At 75.0% G+C, this 16,327-nt stretch carries 11 protein-coding genes; 5 read left to right on the top strand and 6 right to left on the bottom strand.

Annotation, left to right across the window (positions count from 1 at the left end):
- The first annotated feature begins 153 nt into the window (after nt 1–153).
- Nucleotides 154–1,107 (top strand): hypothetical protein, encoded by a 954-nt coding sequence (locus ACFWI8_RS19770; RefSeq protein WP_387093042.1) that lies wholly within the window; start codon nt 154–156, stop codon nt 1,105–1,107.
- A 294-nt stretch (nt 1,108–1,401) separates the two neighbouring features.
- Nucleotides 1,402–1,836, top strand: a complete 435-nt coding sequence (locus ACFWI8_RS19765; protein WP_387093040.1) for an SRPBCC family protein — start codon at nt 1,402–1,404, stop codon at nt 1,834–1,836.
- Nucleotides 1,837–1,858: 22 nt separating this feature from the next.
- On the opposite strand, the gene ACFWI8_RS19760 is transcribed toward ACFWI8_RS19765, so the two are convergent.
- The 4 genes from ACFWI8_RS19760 to ACFWI8_RS19745 all read right to left on the bottom strand — a co-directional run bounded on the left by ACFWI8_RS19760 (nt 1,859) and on the right by ACFWI8_RS19745 (nt 6,816).
- The gene (locus ACFWI8_RS19760) at nt 1,859–3,067 is read right to left on the bottom strand and encodes a PrsW family intramembrane metalloprotease (RefSeq protein WP_387093037.1); all 1,209 of its coding nucleotides are present in this window, start codon (nt 3,065–3,067) and stop codon (nt 1,859–1,861) included.
- A gap of 116 nt (nt 3,068–3,183) precedes the next feature.
- Complete coding sequence (gene trmB / locus ACFWI8_RS19755) at nt 3,184–3,909, bottom strand: tRNA (guanosine(46)-N7)-methyltransferase TrmB (RefSeq protein ID WP_387093210.1); 726 nt, start codon at nt 3,907–3,909, stop codon at nt 3,184–3,186.
- Nucleotides 3,910–4,162: 253 nt separating this feature from the next.
- Complete coding sequence (gene lhgO, locus ACFWI8_RS19750) at nt 4,163–5,398, bottom strand: L-2-hydroxyglutarate oxidase (protein ID WP_387093034.1); 1,236 nt, start codon at nt 5,396–5,398, stop codon at nt 4,163–4,165.
- Between the two features lie 8 nt (nt 5,399–5,406).
- On the bottom strand, nt 5,407–6,816 hold the full coding sequence (locus tag ACFWI8_RS19745) for an MFS transporter (protein WP_387093032.1): 1,410 nt from the start codon (nt 6,814–6,816) through the stop codon (nt 5,407–5,409).
- Between the two features lie 684 nt (nt 6,817–7,500).
- Here ACFWI8_RS19745 and ACFWI8_RS19740 point away from each other — a divergent pair.
- Nucleotides 7,501–9,588, top strand: a complete 2,088-nt coding sequence (locus ACFWI8_RS19740; RefSeq protein WP_387093029.1) for an asparagine synthase-related protein — start codon at nt 7,501–7,503, stop codon at nt 9,586–9,588.
- Nucleotides 9,589–10,100: 512 nt separating this feature from the next.
- Here ACFWI8_RS19740 and ACFWI8_RS19735 read toward each other — a convergent pair.
- Both ACFWI8_RS19735 and ACFWI8_RS19730 read right to left on the bottom strand, forming a co-directional pair.
- On the bottom strand, nt 10,101–11,852 hold the full coding sequence (locus tag ACFWI8_RS19735; RefSeq protein WP_387093027.1) for a sigma-70 family RNA polymerase sigma factor: 1,752 nt from the start codon (nt 11,850–11,852) through the stop codon (nt 10,101–10,103).
- A 103-nt stretch (nt 11,853–11,955) separates the two neighbouring features.
- On the bottom strand, nt 11,956–12,663 hold the full coding sequence (locus ACFWI8_RS19730; protein WP_387093024.1) for a TetR/AcrR family transcriptional regulator: 708 nt from the start codon (nt 12,661–12,663) through the stop codon (nt 11,956–11,958).
- A 292-nt stretch (nt 12,664–12,955) separates the two neighbouring features.
- On the opposite strand from ACFWI8_RS19730, the gene ACFWI8_RS19725 reads away from it, so the two are divergent.
- The gene (locus ACFWI8_RS19725; protein WP_387093021.1) at nt 12,956–14,320 is read left to right on the top strand and encodes an NAD(P)/FAD-dependent oxidoreductase; all 1,365 of its coding nucleotides are present in this window, start codon (nt 12,956–12,958) and stop codon (nt 14,318–14,320) included.
- 131 nt (nt 14,321–14,451) lie between these two features.
- Nucleotides 14,452–16,125, top strand: coding sequence for a SpoIIE family protein phosphatase (locus ACFWI8_RS19720; RefSeq protein WP_387093018.1), 1,674 nt, complete (start codon nt 14,452–14,454; stop codon nt 16,123–16,125).
- The last annotated feature ends 202 nt before the right edge of the window (nt 16,126–16,327 follow it).

Raw genomic sequence — 16,327 nt, 5'->3', positions numbered from 1 at the left:
GTGTGTGAGGGAGACGTTACGGTCCGTCGGTCCCCCGCGCCAGGGCCGTCCACGTCAAATCCGACCCCGGCCGTCAGCCGGACGTAAGCCGGCGACCGCTCACCGCAAACCGGCGTTCACCCGGGCGCCGCCTGGCTCGGCGACAGTCGGGGTATGAAGCTGAGGCTGCGGCCGGGAAGCGTCGCGCGGGCGGAGGACCTCCTCACCGCCTGCGTGCGGGAGTGCGCCGCGTACGTCGCCACCGGACCCGAGGACAGGAAGCTCGTCGCGGCCGTCGGCGCGCTGGTCGTGGAGCACGCCGCCCACGAGCCGTCGGCCAACCGCGCGTTCGACGCGCTGCTCACGGTGGGACGCCGGGCGCTGGACGCCGGCGAGGTGCGTCTCGCCCGCCGGGTCGCCGACTCGGCGGTGGCGCTGCGCAGCAGGTCAGGGGCAGCCTGGCGGCTGCGCGCCCGCGCGCTGGAAGCCGACGGCCGGGACCGCGAGGCGGCCGACGCCCATGAGCGGAGCCGCGCGCTGACCGGCGAGGCCGACCCGGAGCTGGTGACGCGCGGCGCGCGGACCATCGGCGTCGGCGACCTGCGCGGGCAGCTGGTGGGGCGCCGGGTGTGCGTGGTGGCCAACGGCGAAGGGCTCGCCGGCAGCGCCCTGGGCGGGGTGATCGACGGCTACGACGTGGTGGTGCGGGTGGACTCGTTCCAGACCGACGCCCCGTCCACCGGCGACCGCGTCGACGTGCACGCCGTCTCCTGCCGCAGCGGCGGCCCCGGCTGGCGGCGCCAGGCCCGCACCCGGCTGGTCTTCGGCGAGGAGCCGGCCCAGTGGCGGGAGGCGATCCGCCGCCGCCTGGTGCCGGGCGCGCAGGACTTCCTCGGCGACTGGTCGCTGAGCCGGCCGGTCCGCGACCCGGCGCTGATCGGCGAGTCGCGGTGGGCGGCCGAGGCCAGCACCGGCTTCGTCGTGGCGCGGCTCCTCGACCACCTCGACGTCTCCGCCCGGATCGACCTCGTCGGCTTCACCCTGCCGGGACAGCTGCGCGCCGAGGAACGCCAGTGGCTGCTGGCCCACGCCCGCGCCACGGACGGGCCTCGGGTGTCGCTGCGTTAGCGCTGCGCTGGCTGGGCGACGGTCTGGTGGCCCGGGTCGGAGGGGCTCGCGACGGACGTGGTGCCGAGGTGGTGGCGCGCCGGCGCGGCGCCGGCTACCGGGGAAGCGCCGCGCGCGTGCCACGCGATGGCCGCGCCCGGCCAGCGCGTGGTGGGCGCGGCCGCGCAGCCCTCAAGCCGGGACGCGGTACGCCGCACGCGCGCGGCAAGGCGGCCCCCCGCGGCGCCGCGCGTCGCCCGTGCATGGCCGATTCGTTCAAGAAACCGACCGCGGCGGCCCACTACCGTCGCCGCCATGAACAGCGCAGCCTGGGAATCCCGCCACCTCGGCGTCCGCGTCGGCCGACGCGCCGAGGACGTCTACGCCTACGCCTCGCAACCGGCCAACCTGCCCGAATGGGCCCACGGTCTCGGCGGCACCGGGACCGTCGAGCGGATCGAGGGACGCTGGGTGGCGACGTCCTCGCCCATGGGCCGGGTCGAGATCTCCTTCGCCCCGGACAACGACCTCGGCGTACTCGACCACGACGTCACGCTGCCCTCGGGCGAGACCGTCCACAACCCGGTCCGCGTGATCGCCGACGGCGCCGGGAGCGAGGTGGTGTTCACCCTTCGCCGGCGGCCCGGCATGAGCGACGCCGACTTCCGGCGGGACGCCGACACGGTCGCCGCCGACCTGAACCGGCTCAAGCGGATCGTGGAGTCGACCGGGGCGCCGCCTGCCCGGTGACCGGCCCGCTCAGGCCGCCCGCTCAGGCCGCCCGTTCGGCGGCCATGGCAGCCCTGGCCTCCTCCGCCGAGGCGACCGTCAGCGGGCCGGCCACGGCGCGCTGCCGCCACAGGCGGCCGAGCAGCGCCCGCTCCCTGGCGTGGAAGTCGAGCCCGGCCGCGCCCCGGTCGGCGCGCTCGCGCAGCAGCGCCAGCGTGGTGGCCGCCGCCTGGTACTCGGCGACGGCGCGGACACCCGCGGGACCGTACCGGCGGCGGGCCAGCCGGCGGGAGGCGGCGCGCGCGCCGAGCGAGCCGAGGGCGGCCGGCTCCTCGGGCGACAGCCAGCCGGCGCTCGCGTACACCGGCAACGTGCGCCGCACGAGGCGCAGCTGGCGGTCCCTGGCGGTGCTGGCCAGCCAGCACAGGGCGGCGAAGACCGGCACCATCACCAGCGCGTAGACCGCGGCGAAGCCGAGGAACGGCAGCGAGGTCGACGCGTTCCACACCGAGTGCAGCAGCATCGCGGCCGCGAGCCCGAGCAGCGGCAGCCCGAACCGCGGGGCGCGCCGGTCGGGCGCCAGCATCGCCGCGAAGCCGAAGCCGATGCCGGTCAGCGCGGTGAACACGGGGTGCGCGAACGGCGCCAGCACGATCCGCACCACGAACGTCACCACGGTCGCCGAGTCGAGCGCCGTCTCGGGGCCCCACTCCAGGTCCTGGTCGAAGGCGCTGCCCAGGTAGAGGATGTTCTCGGTGAACGCGAAGCCGGCCGCGCTCATGCCGGCGGTCACCAGGCCGGCCAGCACGCCGTTGAACGCCTCGGGCCGGTGCAGGAAGACGAGTAACACCGCGATCGCCTTGACCGTCTCCTCCACCACCGGCGCGATCACCGTCATCTCCAGGGTGTCCGCGTGTGACGGCGCCAGGGTGGCCGAGGAGCCGGTGAGCACCCGCACCAGCAGCCCGTTGGCGAACAGCGCGATGAGGGTGGCCACGCAGGCGCCCCAGCCGAAGGCGAACGCCAGCGTGCGCGGCGGCTTGGGCAGCACCGCGTCGATCCACCGGAAGGTGAGCACCAGCAGCGGCAGCGGCAGCAACGCGAGGGCGAAGCCGACCCCGAACCCGGCCCAGCCGGTCTCGCGCCCCACGAGCACCGCCGCGACCACGCCGCAGACGGCCAGCGGCCCCACGATGCCGGCCAGCGGGCGCAGACGGGGAGCACGGTCGCGTGGGGGGAGCGCAGGGGGCACCCCCTGACTGTACGTCCTGGCGCCGACACGCCAACAGGCCATTCGCCGGCCGGAGTCGGACGTCATCCGGCCGCCATCCGGCCGCCAGGCGGTCGCCGGACCGGCGTCAGTCCGCGTCAGTCCGGGCGGCGGAAGAGGAGGTCCCGCACCACGTGGCCCTTGGCCAGCCCCTGCCGCTCGAACCTGGTCAGCGGCCGCCCGCCCGCCCGGTCCGGCGCGAAGCCGCCGGACGACACGGCGTTGACGAGGGACGGGCTGGCGGACAACACCTCCAGCATCCGCTCGGCGTACGGCTCCCAGTCGGTGGCGCAGTGCAGCAGGCCGCCGGGGCGCAGCCGGGACGCGGCCAGCTCGACGAACTCCGGCTGGACGATGCGGCGCTTGTGGTGCCGCTTCTTGGGCCAGGGGTCGGGGAAGAAGACGCGGATCCCGGCCAGGGCGCCCGGGGCGATCATCTCGCGCAGCAGGATGATCGCGTCGCCGTTGGCCACCCGGACGTTGGTCAGCCCCTCGCGCTCGGCGAGCCGCAGCAGGTTGCCCTGGCCGGGAGTGTGCACGTCGACGGCCAGGATCCCGATCCCCGGGTCGGCGGCGGCCATCTCCACGGTCGCCTCGCCCATCCCGAAGCCGATCTCCAGCACCACGGGCAGGCCGCCGAAGAGCGCCGCGAGGTCGAGCCCGGCGTCCCCGTCGACCTCCACCCCCCAACGCCGCCACAGCCGCAGCAGGGCCTCGCGCTGCGCCGGGGTGACCCGGCTGCGGCGCGGCTGGAAGCTCCGGATCCGGCGCTCGTGCCGATCCCCCGCCGGATCGGCGGCCGGCCCGCCGCCGGAGGGAAACATCTTTGAGGAGTGCTTGTCGATCACAGTACGCCCGATTTTAGTGGGCTCGCCCGGCCGCCGGTTTCGCCGGCGGTGGATACCGGCGGCCGGCCGCCTGACGCCGGCCAGCGCTGGCGCCGGGGGCCGCCTCGCTGGGCGTCAATCCGCGTCGACCGGCTCCGGCACGGTGGAACGGCTCGCGCCCGGAGGGCCGGGCCGGGTGCGGGCGGGGCGGTGCGCGGCGGCGTACCGGCCGGCCGCACCCGGCCGGCGCTCACCGGCCGGCTACGCCGGCCAGCGCCGGCAGTGTCCGGTCGGCGATTTCCTGGCCGATCGGGAGGCACGCGGTGGCGGCGGGGGAGGGCGCGTTGAGCACGTGCACGGTGTGCGGGCGCTCGATGATGTGGAAGTCGTCGACGAGGCCGCCGTCCGGCCGCACCGCCTGGGCGCGGACGCCCGCCGGCGCCGGGAGCAGGTCGTCCTCCTCGATGCCCGGCAGCAGTCGCCGCACCGCCGCCGTGAAGGCCCGCTTGGAGAGCGAGCGGAGAAGCTCGCCCGCGCCGGCCCGCCAGTGGCGGGCGGCCATCCGCCACAGCCCCGGGTAGGCCAGCGCGTCCGCCAGCTCGGCCGGCCGGACCACGCCCCAGTCGTATCCCTCGCGGGCCAGCGCCAGCACCGCGTTGGGCCCGATGTGCACCTCGCCGTCCAGGCCGACCGTCAGGTGGACGCCGAGGAACGGGAACGCCGGGTCAGGCACCGGGTAGACCAGGCCCCGCACCAGGTGGGCCCGTTCGGGACGCAGCCGGTGGAACTCGCCGCGGAACGGCACGATCCGCAGCCCCGGGTCGTCGCCGGCCAGCCGGGCGATCCGGTCGCTGTGCAGGCCGGCGCAGTTCACCAGGGCACGGGCACGCAGCACCTCGCCGCGCGCCGTGCGGATCGCGACGCCGAGCCCGGGGCGCCGGTCGATCGCGACGACCTCGGCGCCCCGCCGCACGTCGACCAGCTCCGCCAACCGCCGTGCCACCGCGCCGAAGTCGCACTGCCCGGTGGTCAACACCCGCAGCGCCGCGACCCCGTGCACGCCCGGCTCGTACTCGGCCATCTGCGCCTGGCCCAACTCCCGCACCGGCACGCCGTTGCGCCTGGCCCGCTGGGCCAGCTCGTGCAGTCGCGGCAGCTCCGCCGGCGAGGTGGCGACGATCAGCTTGCCGGGCACCGCGTGTGGGATGCCGTGCTCGGCGCAGAACTTCTTCAACTCCGCCGCGCCCCGCACCGCGAGCCGCGCCTTGAGCGAGCCGGGGCGGTAGTAGACGCCGCTGTGGATCACCCCGCTGTTGCGGCCGCTCTGGTGCGTGGCGAGCCGCGGCTCCTTCTCCAGCACGGTGACGACGAGACCCGGCCGCGCGGCGCGCAGCGCGTGGGCGGTGGCGAGGCCGACGATGCCGCCCCCGACCACCACCACGTCACAGTCGTACGCCACCCCTCGCAGAGCCCGTGCCGCTGTCATGTGCGACATCATGCCGGAGCCGTGAGCAGCGGGCGCGCCAACTCCTGCAACTCCTTGACCGAGGGCTCGTGCTGGTAGGGGGCGAGACGGCTGAGCAGGTCCCGGACGTAGTCCGTGGTGCGCGCCGACGAGATGCGCCCCGCGACCTCCACGGCCCGGGCGCCGGCCGCGCAGGCCGCGTCCAGGTTGCCGGACTCCAGCTCGGCGACGGCCCCCACCACCAGGCGCAGGCCGTGCGAGCGGACGAACTCCTCGGTGGGCTCGGAGAGCGCCTGTTCGGTGAAGCGCCGCACCTGTCCCGGCACCTTGAGGTCGATGTAGCACTCGGCGGCGTCGGCGGCGAGCCGGTCGTAGGTGTAGAAGTCCAACCAGCTGGGATCGCCGTCCCCGTCGCGCGAGCGTTCGAGCCAGCCCTCGGCGGCCGACAGCGCCAGGCCACAGCCCGCCGCGTCCTTCGCCTTGGCCAGGGCCCGCGCCTCGACCGTGTGGAAGAAGCTCATGGTGCGGGCGGTGGCCAGCGAGCGGTTGCGCTCCAGGGCCGCCTGCGCCAGGTCGACGCCCTCCTCGGCGAAGCCGCGGTAGGTGGCCTGGAGCGACATCGACGCCAGCACGTAGCCGCCGAGCGGCACGTCCGCCGCGGCCCTGGCGAGCCGTAGCGCCTGGATGTAGTAGCGCTGGGCGGCCTCCTGCTGGCCGGTGTCGAACGCCATCCAGCCGGCGAGCCTGGTGAGTTCCGCGGTGGCGCGGAACAGGGACCGGCCCACGTCGTCGCTGTAGCTGCCGAGCAGCAGCGGCGCGGCGTCGGTGCGCAGACACTCCGGCACCATCGAGGAACGCCAGTCCCCGCCACCGTACTTGGAGTCCCAGCGTCTGGCCTCCTCGGCGGCCTCGCGGAGCTTGGACACGTCGGAGTGACCGACCCGCCCGAAGGTGCCCTCCTGGGGTGCCGGCGCCTCCCTGGCGACCGAGGCGTCCGCCGGGCTGATCAGCCAGCGCGAGACGGGCGTGGCGTAGGCGGTGACGGCGAACGAGCCGGCGAGGGACTGCCAGATGCCCTTGCCTGGCGTGACGTCGAGCCGGTACAGCTCGGTGGCGGACTCGACGGCGCTCGGCACGTCCCGTGGGAAGGCGAGACCCACCTCGGGCGCCGGATCGGTGTCCGCGAGGCCGATCTCGTGTAACGGCACCGGACGCCCCAGCTTGCTGCTGATGGCGGCGGCTATCAGATGGGGGGCTGAGCCCTGTGGCACCATGCCTTTGGTCACCCAGCGGGCGACGGACGTCTTGTCATATCGCAGCGTCAATCCCCGTTGGGCCCCGAGATCGTTGACCCTGCGGGCTAGACCCGCGTTGCTGATTCCCGCAAGAGCGAGAACTGCCCCTAGCTTCTCGTTCGGCCCGCGTGGCTCCCTGGACATGCGCGTACCCCTGACACACCAACGGCAGCCCCACGACCAGCGCGGGGCCTTTCCGTGCCTCCGCCAACCCAGCGTAGTTCGGTGCCTGCTGACCGTTAAGGGGGTGGATCCCGGATGGCGGATTTGTGACCGTACGCGCGTACGAGCGCTGACGCGCCAGTGGATTGTGCTCCGGGCATGTGGCCGTGCGCCCGGGTGTGCGCTCTGGGCAGTGCGGGGGGTCGGCGCTTCGATGTGTACCGCGTGGGTCGGCCCGCTGCCTCGAGGGCAGCACCTTGAAGGCGCAAGCGGGCCGGGGGAAGCCGCCGTCTCATTCCCCGCGGACGGCGGTCTGGTCCGGGAGGCGGACAGCGTCTCCCGGACCACAACATCTCCTGCCCAGGGGCGATCGCCTCATGAGCCGTTCCCCAGCCAGAGTTTGGCCAATAATCGTCGGTTGGCGACCGGTCGGCTGACCGGTCCGCGATCGGCCCCCGATCGGCCTCCGGCTCCCGGGCCGCCGGCCGCACCGGGCGTCGTCGCACGCCCCTTCGACAACCGGCGGATGTGATCAGGTGGTTCGCCATGTGCCGCGTCACATGGGGCGAACCACCGCCCCGGCATGCCCCGTTCCCGCCGGCCGCATGGCAGCATGGGCTCAACGACGGCGCGGTTTTTCAGTGTTCTTCCGTGGGGGAGGCGGCGATGCGGTGGTTGGTCGGGTGGTGTGGGGCGTCCGCCAGCGCTGCCCGTGACATCCAACCGCTGGGCGCGCAACTGCTGTGGGAGGGGCCCGACCCCCTCTGGGCGGTCGGCGACTGGCGCGCCGACGAGATCCGCCTGGTGTACGCCGACGGCGACACCCACCTCGCCGTCTTCGGCTACTGCGGCGCGGACGACGCCACCCTGCGCCGCTCCCTCGTCTCCGCGCGCGCCGGCGCACTCCGCCAGCTCACCACCTGGCCCGGCAGCTACACCGCCATCGCCCGGTTCGGCCGCCGCACCGTCATCCCGGCCGACCTCGCCGGCACCCGCCCCGTCTTCCACGCCGACTGGGCCGGCGGCTCCGCCTACGCCACCGCCGCCCTGCCGCTGGCCGACCTCACCGAGGCCCAGCTGGACGTCGCCCACCTCGCCGCGCTGCTCGCCGCCCCCGAGGCGCCGGAGGCGCTCGGCACCGGCACCCCCTACCGGGGCGTGCACCGGGTGCCGCAGGGGCACGCGCTGATGCTGCGCGAGGGCGGCAGCCACGACGTCGTCGGCTACGAGCCCACCGCGCCGCTGGTCGTCGCCGCGCCCCCGGTCGAGCGGGAGGCCGCCGTCTCCGGCGTCCGGGACGCGCTCGTCGAGGCCGTCCGCACCCGGCTCGCGGCACCCCGACACACGCCGGCGCGCGACGCGGGCCCGGTGCCCGGCATGGGCCCGGCCGACCGGCGCGCCGCGCGCTTCGGCCCCGAGCCCGCGCCGGGGGTCGGCGCCGACCTCTCGGGCGGCAGCGCCTCGGCGACCCTCGCGCTGCTCGCCGCCGGACTGCCGGGGATGCCCGGCACGGTCTTCGGCACCGGCGCCACCCAGGCCGGCGAGCGGCTGCTGGCCGTCACCTTCAACGACCTCACCGCGGGCGGCGGCGGCCCCGGCGGCATCGCGCGCGCCGCCGAACTCGAGCGGGCCCGCGCCATCGCCGAGAACCCCCGGCTGCACCACGTGGTGGTGGCGGCCGGCGACGAGGCCCTGCCCTACGCCGACCTGGAGAACGGGCCGCTCACCGACGAGCCGGGACCGGCCCTGATCACCGCCGCCCGGCACCGCCACCGGCTGTCCGCCGGCAGCGCCGACCACCTCGTCGGGCACGGCGCCCGGCAGGTCCTCGACGCACACCCGGCCCGCCTCGCCGACCTGCTGCTCGACCGCAGACGCCGCCACCTGCTGCGCCCGGCGACCGCGCTGGCCAAGGCCAGCGGCGGGGGCGGCCGCGCGATGCTGGTGCCGTTCACCCTCTACCGGGCGGCGCGGCGACTGGCCCGCACCCCCTATCCGGAGGGCCTCTCCTCGGCGGCGCTGGCGCTGCGCAACACCATCGAGGGCCCGGACGGCGACGCGCCGGACGCCGACGGCGCGCTCGGCGCCTCGCTGGCCGCGCTCGCCTGGTGCCGCCCGGGCCCGGCGGCGCGCTGGCTGACCGGTGAGGCGCTGGCCGAAGTATCGATTCGTCTCGAAGCCGCGGCCGCGCGGCCACGCTCGGCCTCCGCCAGCTCGCGCCCCGGCGAGCAGCGGGCGCGCGCCGTGCTGGCCAGACACGCCGCGGACCACCGGGTCTTCGAGCAGGCCGCCGAGGTCAGACACCAGCGACTGCACGCCCCCTTCTACGACAACCAGGTGGTGCGGGCCTGCCAGGCGTTGCCCGAGAGCCTGCGGGTGCAGCCGGGGGCGCGTGCGGACGTGCTGCGCGCCGTGCTGGAGGGCGCGGGCGTTCGCGAACTGCCGCCCGGCTGGGGCGCCACCACCCACGCCTCGCACACCGAATCCGTGCGAGCGGGACTTCGCGCCAACATCGGCGAGTTGGTGAACCTCTTCGACGCGCCCCTGCTCGCCGACGCGGGCCTGATCGAGGCCCGCGTCGTCCGCAAGGCGCTGCGCGCCGCCGCCCAGGGCGAGCGCCTCCCACTCGACGGCCTCGCCGAACTCGTCTCCACGGAGGTCTGGCTCCGCCGCCTCCTCACCCGCCGCGGCTCCTGCTGGACCGCCGAAGGCAACCACGACCCCCGCGCCGTCACCAGCGGCGTCACGCTCTGACGCGGCGACGCGAGGCGCTGGCGCGCGGCAGCGCCGTGACGCGGCCACTACGGCCCGCGAAGCCGGCCCGGCCGGCTTCGCCGGCTCGGTTCACTCGTTCCAGGTATCGCCGGCCGGCACACCCGGCGGGCCCACCGTCCAGGCGCCCCGGGCCTGCGGCCCGGCGCACGGCGTGTGCGGTTCGGGCGGCGCAACCGATCGGCCCTTCGGGCCTGCGGCCCGGGGCGTGACCCGTGCCGTCCGGGCCCCCACACCGATTGGCCCGGGGGCCCGGGCGGGCCCGCCGCCCGGCGCGCAGCCGTGACGGCCGAGCGCGGCCTCCTCCGGCCTGCGGCCCAGCGCGGCCGCGCCGACTAGGTACCGCAACCGATCGGCCCTTCGGGCCGGCGGCCCGGCACCGTGGCCCGTGCCGGCCGCGGTGCCGCACCGATTGGCTCGGCGGGCCCGCCGCCCGGCCTGTGCTGTCCAGGTGCCGTGGGGAACCGGCCCTTCGAGCCGGTAGGCCGGCAGGCCTACTCGCAGGTGATCTCGGAGTCGGCCCAGTCGGCCACGGTGGTGGCGCCGAGCCAGCCCTCGCCGTGGACGTCGAGGCGGAGGGTCTCCACGCCGGTCAGCGGCACGCTCATCCGCACCGCCTCGTCGCCGCCCGACACCACGTCGGACTCCCAGAGCATCCGGTCGTCCCCGTAGACGCTGAACACCGCCGCGCCGAGGCCCCCCGCCAGGTCGTCGACACCCACCAGCGCCTGGTACGTGACGCAGGCCAGGTTCAGGTCGATCGTCACCGAGGACCAGGCACCCACGGTGATCCCGTGCTCGTACGTCCGGCCGCCGATCGTCAGGCCGTCCCGCTGCCAGACGGGGCTGCTCCCCAGCAGCCGGACGGTCGGCGTCGTGTCGTCGCCGGAGACGTCGAACGCCAGGTGTCGCAGCTCGAACGGCTCCAACGGCTCGGGCGCCGGTGGGGGAGGCGCCGGTTCGGGCGTGGGCGAGGGGGACGGCTCGGGGGAGGGCGGCGGCGGTGGTGGCACCGGCTCGGGCGAGGGGGGTGGGGACGGGGATGGGGACGGGGACGGCTCGGGCGTCGGTTCGGGCAGCGGCAGCGGCTCTGGTTCGGCCACCGGCTCGGAAGTCGGCTCGGGGCGCGGCTCCGGCTCGGCCGGCGCCGCGTCGTCCGGCGCCGCCGCCTCCGGCGGGTCCTCCCCTTCGGAGCCCAGCAGCGCCATCGCCAGCACCGCCGCCACCGCCGAGACCACCACGCCCGACGCGATCCCGGCCTTCACCGGCGCGCCGAGACCCTCCGCCGCCGCGCCGCCCCCGGCCCCGCCGGCCGCGGCCGCCGAGCCGGCGGTCGCTCCGGCGCCGGCCGCGCCGAGCCACAGGGCGGCCCCCTTGAGCGAGGAGTCGGCCGCGAACCAGCCGATGACGGCGATCGGCAGCACCGCGCGGATGTGCGCGTTGACGTCCCGCACCTCGGACGCGGCCACCGCGCACCGCGCGCACTCCTCCAGGTGCTTCCGCAGCCCCCGCTCGGCCCGTGTCCGCAGGCCGCCCCTGGCGTAGGCGCCGAGCCGGTCGGCGAACCGCGCGCAGTCCCCGCCGTCCGTCAACGCCCGACTCACGTGCGCCTGGAGGTACGCCTGCTTGAGGCCCTCCCTGGCCCGGTGCGCGAGCACCGCCGTCGCGTTGGGCGTGAGACCGAGCAGCGGCGCCACGTCGCGCGGCGACGCGTCCTCGACGGCGGTGTGCCACAGCACCGTCTGCCAGCGCTCGGGCAGGCTGCGGAACGCCCGCACCGCCATGGACTCCTCCGCCTGGCGCATGGCCCGCACGTCCGCGCCGGACTCGTGTGTGGCCGGGCCGCCCGCCTGGACCGCGGCGGCGGACACCGCGAACGCGGCGAAGTCCTCGACGAGCTGCTCCCGCTTCGCCGTGCGCGCCCAGTCCGCCGCCACCCGCCGCACCGAGGTGAGGAGATAGGCCCGCACCGCCGTGTCGGGGCCCGCGCCCCGCCGCACCGCCTGGAGGGTGGCGGCGAACACCTCGTTGGTCAGGTCGTCCGCGGTGTCCGTGTCCCGGCAGCAGGTGCGCGCGTACCGGCGCACGGCGTCCGCATGGCGCCGGTACAACTCGTCGTACGCCCCCGGATCACCCCGACGCATCCCGTCGACGAGCGCGAGATCGGCCGACGCCGACGACTCCGCCTCCAGACGCGGACGCTGCCGTGGAACCTTGGAATCGTCGTCCTGCCCCTCAACGACCATGCGGCGAGCCCTCGTACTTACATTGGCGTCAGCGACAGCGCTCAGGTTGCCACAGGAAACGCGCCACCCAGCCGGAGTCGCCCGAGAACCACTCGTCCGAGGGTCATCTCCCCAACACGCGCTCCGCCCGCAGCCCTTGGAGGAGTATCTCCAGCAGCCGCTCACCGGCCGCCGACTGCCGCGCCGGGTCCTCGATGCGCGGCGGCGTGGTGGCTATCACCAACATCAGGTCCGACACCGTCACATCGGCCCGCAGCTCCCCGGCCGCCCGTGTCCGCTCCACCAACTGCCCCACGGCCGAGAGCAACTCCACCGTGCCTGCGCTCCCCGGCCGCGCCGCCGACGCCCCGCGCTGGTGCGGCACCCGCTCCCCGGCGCCCGCCTCGGACCCGCCGGCCGGCGCCCCGCCCGCCGGCGCCGTGCTCGCCGGCGCCGTGCTCGCCGTCAACAACTCGGGCGGCAACAGCCGCCCCGCCCCGCCCGCCGCCGACCGCTGCACGAACCCCGCCAGCGCCCCCCACGGCTCCTCGTCCCCGGCCAGCGCCTCCCGCGCCCTGGCCGTCAACCGCTGCGTCTCCTCCTCCGCGATGTATCTGACGAGCGCCTCCTTGTTGGGGAACCGCCGGTACACCGTGCCGACGCCCACCCGCGCCCGGCGGGCCACCTCCTCCATCGGCGCCCCGTAACCCTGCTCGCCGAACACGTCCCGCGCCGCGCTCAGCACATGCCGCAGATTGCGCTGCGCGTCCACCCGCAACGGCGCCGGCTTCCCCTCGGAGCTCCCCGCCTCCGCCGCCTCAGATCCCTGCATAGGCATATCGATTTCCCCCGGTCCGAGGGACGGAGTGACCGCCCCTAACTGTGAGTACGAACATAGTTGAGGGCACTGACACTGAGAAGGAGCAAGTGACCCCAAGAGCTCCCAAGAGCCCCCTACAGCGCCAAGACGCCCCATAAGCCGAAGAAGCCATACAAACGCCACGGTCGAGTGGCCGCGGATCAGGCGCGCCCCACGCCTCCCCGGCCCCCGCCCGCCCTCGATCGGAGCACCACCCCGTACCAACCTGTGGACAAAAGCGCGCCCCCGGGTGCCTCATGGACGGGTGACGAAGCAACCCACGCACATCGTCGTGATCGGTGGGGGCTATGTCGGTCTCTACACCGCGCATCGCCTCCAGCGCAGGCTCCGGCGCGAGCTGAGACGCGGCGACGTCGTGATCACCATGGTCAGCCCCGAGCCGTACATGACCTACCAGCCCTTCCTTCCCGAAGCGGCCGCCGGCTCCATCTCGCCACGACACGTCGTCGTTCCCCTGCGCCGCGTCCTCGCCCGCTGCCGCTTTGTCCCAGGAGAGGCAGTCGCCGTCGACCCCACGCGCCGCACCGTCACCGTGCGCACGCTCGCGACGCGCGAGTCCGACGGAGAACCACTCCGATTGACCTACGACGAACTCGTCGTCGCCCCCGGTTCCATCTCGCGCACACTTCCCGTGCCGGGGCTCGCCGAGCACGGCATCGGCTTCAAGACCGTCGAGGAGGCCATCGGGCTGCGCAACCACGTCCTCGAACAGCTCGACATCGCCTCCTCCACCCGCGACTCCGCGGTCCGCGACGCCGCCCTCACCTTCGTCTTCGTCGGAGGCGGCTACGCGGGCGTCGAGGCCCTCGCCGAGCTGGAGGACATGGGACGTTACGCGAGCCGTTACTACCACAACATCCGACCGGAGGAGCAGAAGTGGATCCTGGTGGAGGCAACGGAGAAGATCCTTCCCGAGGTGGGTGAGCAGATGGGCGCCTACGCCCTGCGCGAGCTGCGCGGACGCAACATCGACGTGCGCCTCTCCACCCGCCTCGAGTCCTGCGCCGACCGCGTGGCCACCCTCAGCGACGGCAGCCGCCACCCCACCCGCACCCTGGTCTGGACCGCCGGCGCCAAGCCCAATCCGGTGCTCCGCGAGTTCGGCCTCCCCCTCGACGAACGCGGCCGCGTCCGCTGCGCCGCCACCCTCCGCGTCGAAGGGGTCGACCACGTCTGGGCCGCCGGCGACGCCGCCGCCGTCCCCGACCTGACCGCCGAGCCCGCCGACCCGGCCGCCCGCTGCTCGCCCAACGCCCAGCACGCCGTCCGCCAGGCACGCCGGCTCGCCGAGAACCTCGTCGCAGGGCTGCGCGGCCGACCCCTCACCGACTACCGTCACCGCTACGCCGGATCCGTCGCCTCGCTCGGCCTGCACAAGGGCGTCGCGCGGGTCTACGGAAGGAAGCTCCGGGGCTACCCCGCCTGGTTCGTCCACCGCGTCTACCACCTCAGTCGCGTCCCCACGATCAACCGGAAGGCTCGCGTCCTCGCCGAGTGGACCCTCGCCGGGCTGTTCAAACGTGAGATCGTCTCCCTCGGCTCCCTGGAACACCCGAGGGCCGAGTTCGAGCTCGCCGCGGGCACCGGACGCCACCCCGAGGACACCTGACCCGCCTCGCGCATGTGACCATGGGTGTGCTCCCGCTCAGCGCCCTGTAGAGATCGACACCGCACCGACACCAACGAACGCACACGCACACCACGGAACGCACAGAGCAGAACGAATCGGATCGGAACGCTGTGAATTTGACGCGCTGGGGTATCCGGCTGCCCGGAGCACAGCGGCGCCACGCCCCCACCGGAACCGAGCCCGGCTCCACCGGCGGCGTACCGGCCGCCCGCGGCGAGCAGCAGAGCACCGCCCCCCACGGCAGACCGGGGTACGCCGGCCACGGCGTCGACGCCCTCGCCGTCCACGAGCTGCTCGGCCAGGTGCCGGCCCCCGTGGCCGTCGTCCAGGGCGGCGACCACCGCGTCGCCTACGTCAACGAGGCATACGCCGCCCACTTCGGCCGCCGCACCCCCGGCGCGCCCGCCCGCGACTCCCTCACCGAGCTCGTCGAGCTCGGCCTGCTCCCCCTCATGGACCAGGTCAGGCGCAGCGGCACCCCGCGCACCCTCAAGTCACGCCGCGTCCCGGGACCGAGCCGCGACAGCTACTTCACCTTCACCTGCACCCCCGTCCAGCTCGCCACCCCCGAGGGGCCGGCCGCCCGCGGCGTGCTCGTCTTCGCCTCCGACGTCACCGACCAGGTCGTCTCGGCCGAGCGGCTGCGCGAGAGCGAGGCCCAGCAGCGCGCCGCCGCCGTCACCCTCCAACGCAGCCTCCTCCCGCAGGAGCTCGAGCAGCCGGACGACCTCCGCGTCGCCGCCACCTACCAGCCGGGCGGCATCGACGCGGCCGTCGGCGGCGACTGGTACGACGTGATCACCCTGGGCGCCGGCCGCACCGCCGTCGTGATCGGCGACGTCATGGGCCGGGGCATGCGCGCCGCGGCGATCATGGGGCAGCTGCGCACCGCCGTGCGCGCCTACGCGCGACTGGACCTCCCGCCGCACGAGGTGCTGCAACTCCTCGACGGACTGGCCGCCGACATCGACCCGAGCCAGATCGCCACCTGCGTCTACGCCGTCTACGACCCCAACGAGGGCACGCTCAGCTACGCCTCCGCCGGCCACCTGCCGATCCTCATCCAGGAGCCGGACGGCTCCATCACCCGGGTCACCGAGCCGACCGGGCCACCGCTCGGCACCGGCGGCTGGATCCACAGCTCGGGCACCGTCCCCTTCGGCCCCGGCGCCACCGCCGTCCTCTACACCGACGGCCTCGTCGAGCGCAGGGACGCCGACATCGACGAGGGGATCGACGCCCTGGAGCGCGCCCTGACGGGCACCGGCAGCGGCGGCGGCCCCGACATCATCTGCGGCCGGCTGCTCCGCGCCCTCGGCATCACCGAGGAACACGACGACGACGTGGCCGTCCTCGTCCTCGGCTGCCCCGAGCGGCACGGCGAGGAGGCCGACCTCTTCAGAGGCGCCGCCCTCGACCTGCTCGGCGGTGTCGAGGCGGCCCCGCGCGCCCGCGCCTTCGCCGACGGGGTGCTGGCCAGCTGGCGCTTCCCCGAGGAGCTCCGCGAACTGGGCGTGTTGGCGGCCAGCGAGCTGGTCGCCAACTCCCTCAAGCACGGCCGCGCCCCGATGGGCCTGCGGCTGCGCCGCACCGACCGCCGGCTGATCGTCGAGGTGACGGACGGGGACGAGCACCTGCCGCGCCGCCAACAGGCCGCGCCCGCCGACGAGGCGGGGCGCGGGATCGCCGTGGTGGCGACGATCGCGGCCGAGTGGGGCGCCCGCCGACTGCCCGAGGGCGGCAAGGCGGTGTGGGCCGAGTTCGCGCTCCCCGAGGCGAGTTGACCTCAAGTTGACGCCGTTGAGGTGAGGGCGTAACGTTGCCCAAGCGCTCGTAAAGGGCGCAATCCACTTCTTTGAACGCTCTGCCCGCGAGGGTCTGTTTTGGGTTGCCTGAAACAGCTTCTCCGGGGCCGGATTTGGAATCCGGCGGGAGATGGTTCTAAAGTAGTGAACACCGAAGGGAAGCCCGGAGGGGCCCGAAAGG

This window comes from Streptomyces sp. NPDC127098 (assembly GCF_042722465.1).
Taxonomy (GTDB): Bacteria; Actinomycetota; Actinomycetes; order Streptomycetales; family Streptomycetaceae; genus Streptomyces; species Streptomyces millisiae.
The sequence above is the reverse complement of the archived record's forward strand: the minus strand, read 5'-3'. Positions and strand labels throughout refer to the sequence as shown.

Excerpts from the sequence above, each read along its gene's own strand:
- ACFWI8_RS19770 (WP_387093042.1), top strand. The coding sequence starts at position 154 with ATGAAGCTGAGGCTGCGGCCGGGAAGCGTCGCGCGGGCGGAGGACCTC.
- ACFWI8_RS19765 (WP_387093040.1), top strand. The coding sequence starts at position 1,402 with ATGAACAGCGCAGCCTGGGAATCCCGCCACCTCGGCGTCCGCGTCGGC.
- trmB (WP_387093210.1), bottom strand. The coding sequence starts at position 3,909 with ATGTTTCCCTCCGGCGGCGGGCCGGCCGCCGATCCGGCGGGGGATCGG.
- lhgO (WP_387093034.1), bottom strand. The coding sequence starts at position 5,398 with ATGACAGCGGCACGGGCTCTGCGAGGGGTGGCGTACGACTGTGACGTG.
- ACFWI8_RS19745 (WP_387093032.1), bottom strand. The coding sequence starts at position 6,816 with ATGTCCAGGGAGCCACGCGGGCCGAACGAGAAGCTAGGGGCAGTTCTC.
- ACFWI8_RS19740 (WP_387093029.1), top strand. The coding sequence starts at position 7,501 with ATGCGGTGGTTGGTCGGGTGGTGTGGGGCGTCCGCCAGCGCTGCCCGT.
- ACFWI8_RS19735 (WP_387093027.1), bottom strand. The coding sequence starts at position 11,852 with ATGGTCGTTGAGGGGCAGGACGACGATTCCAAGGTTCCACGGCAGCGT.
- ACFWI8_RS19730 (WP_387093024.1), bottom strand. The coding sequence starts at position 12,663 with ATGCAGGGATCTGAGGCGGCGGAGGCGGGGAGCTCCGAGGGGAAGCCG.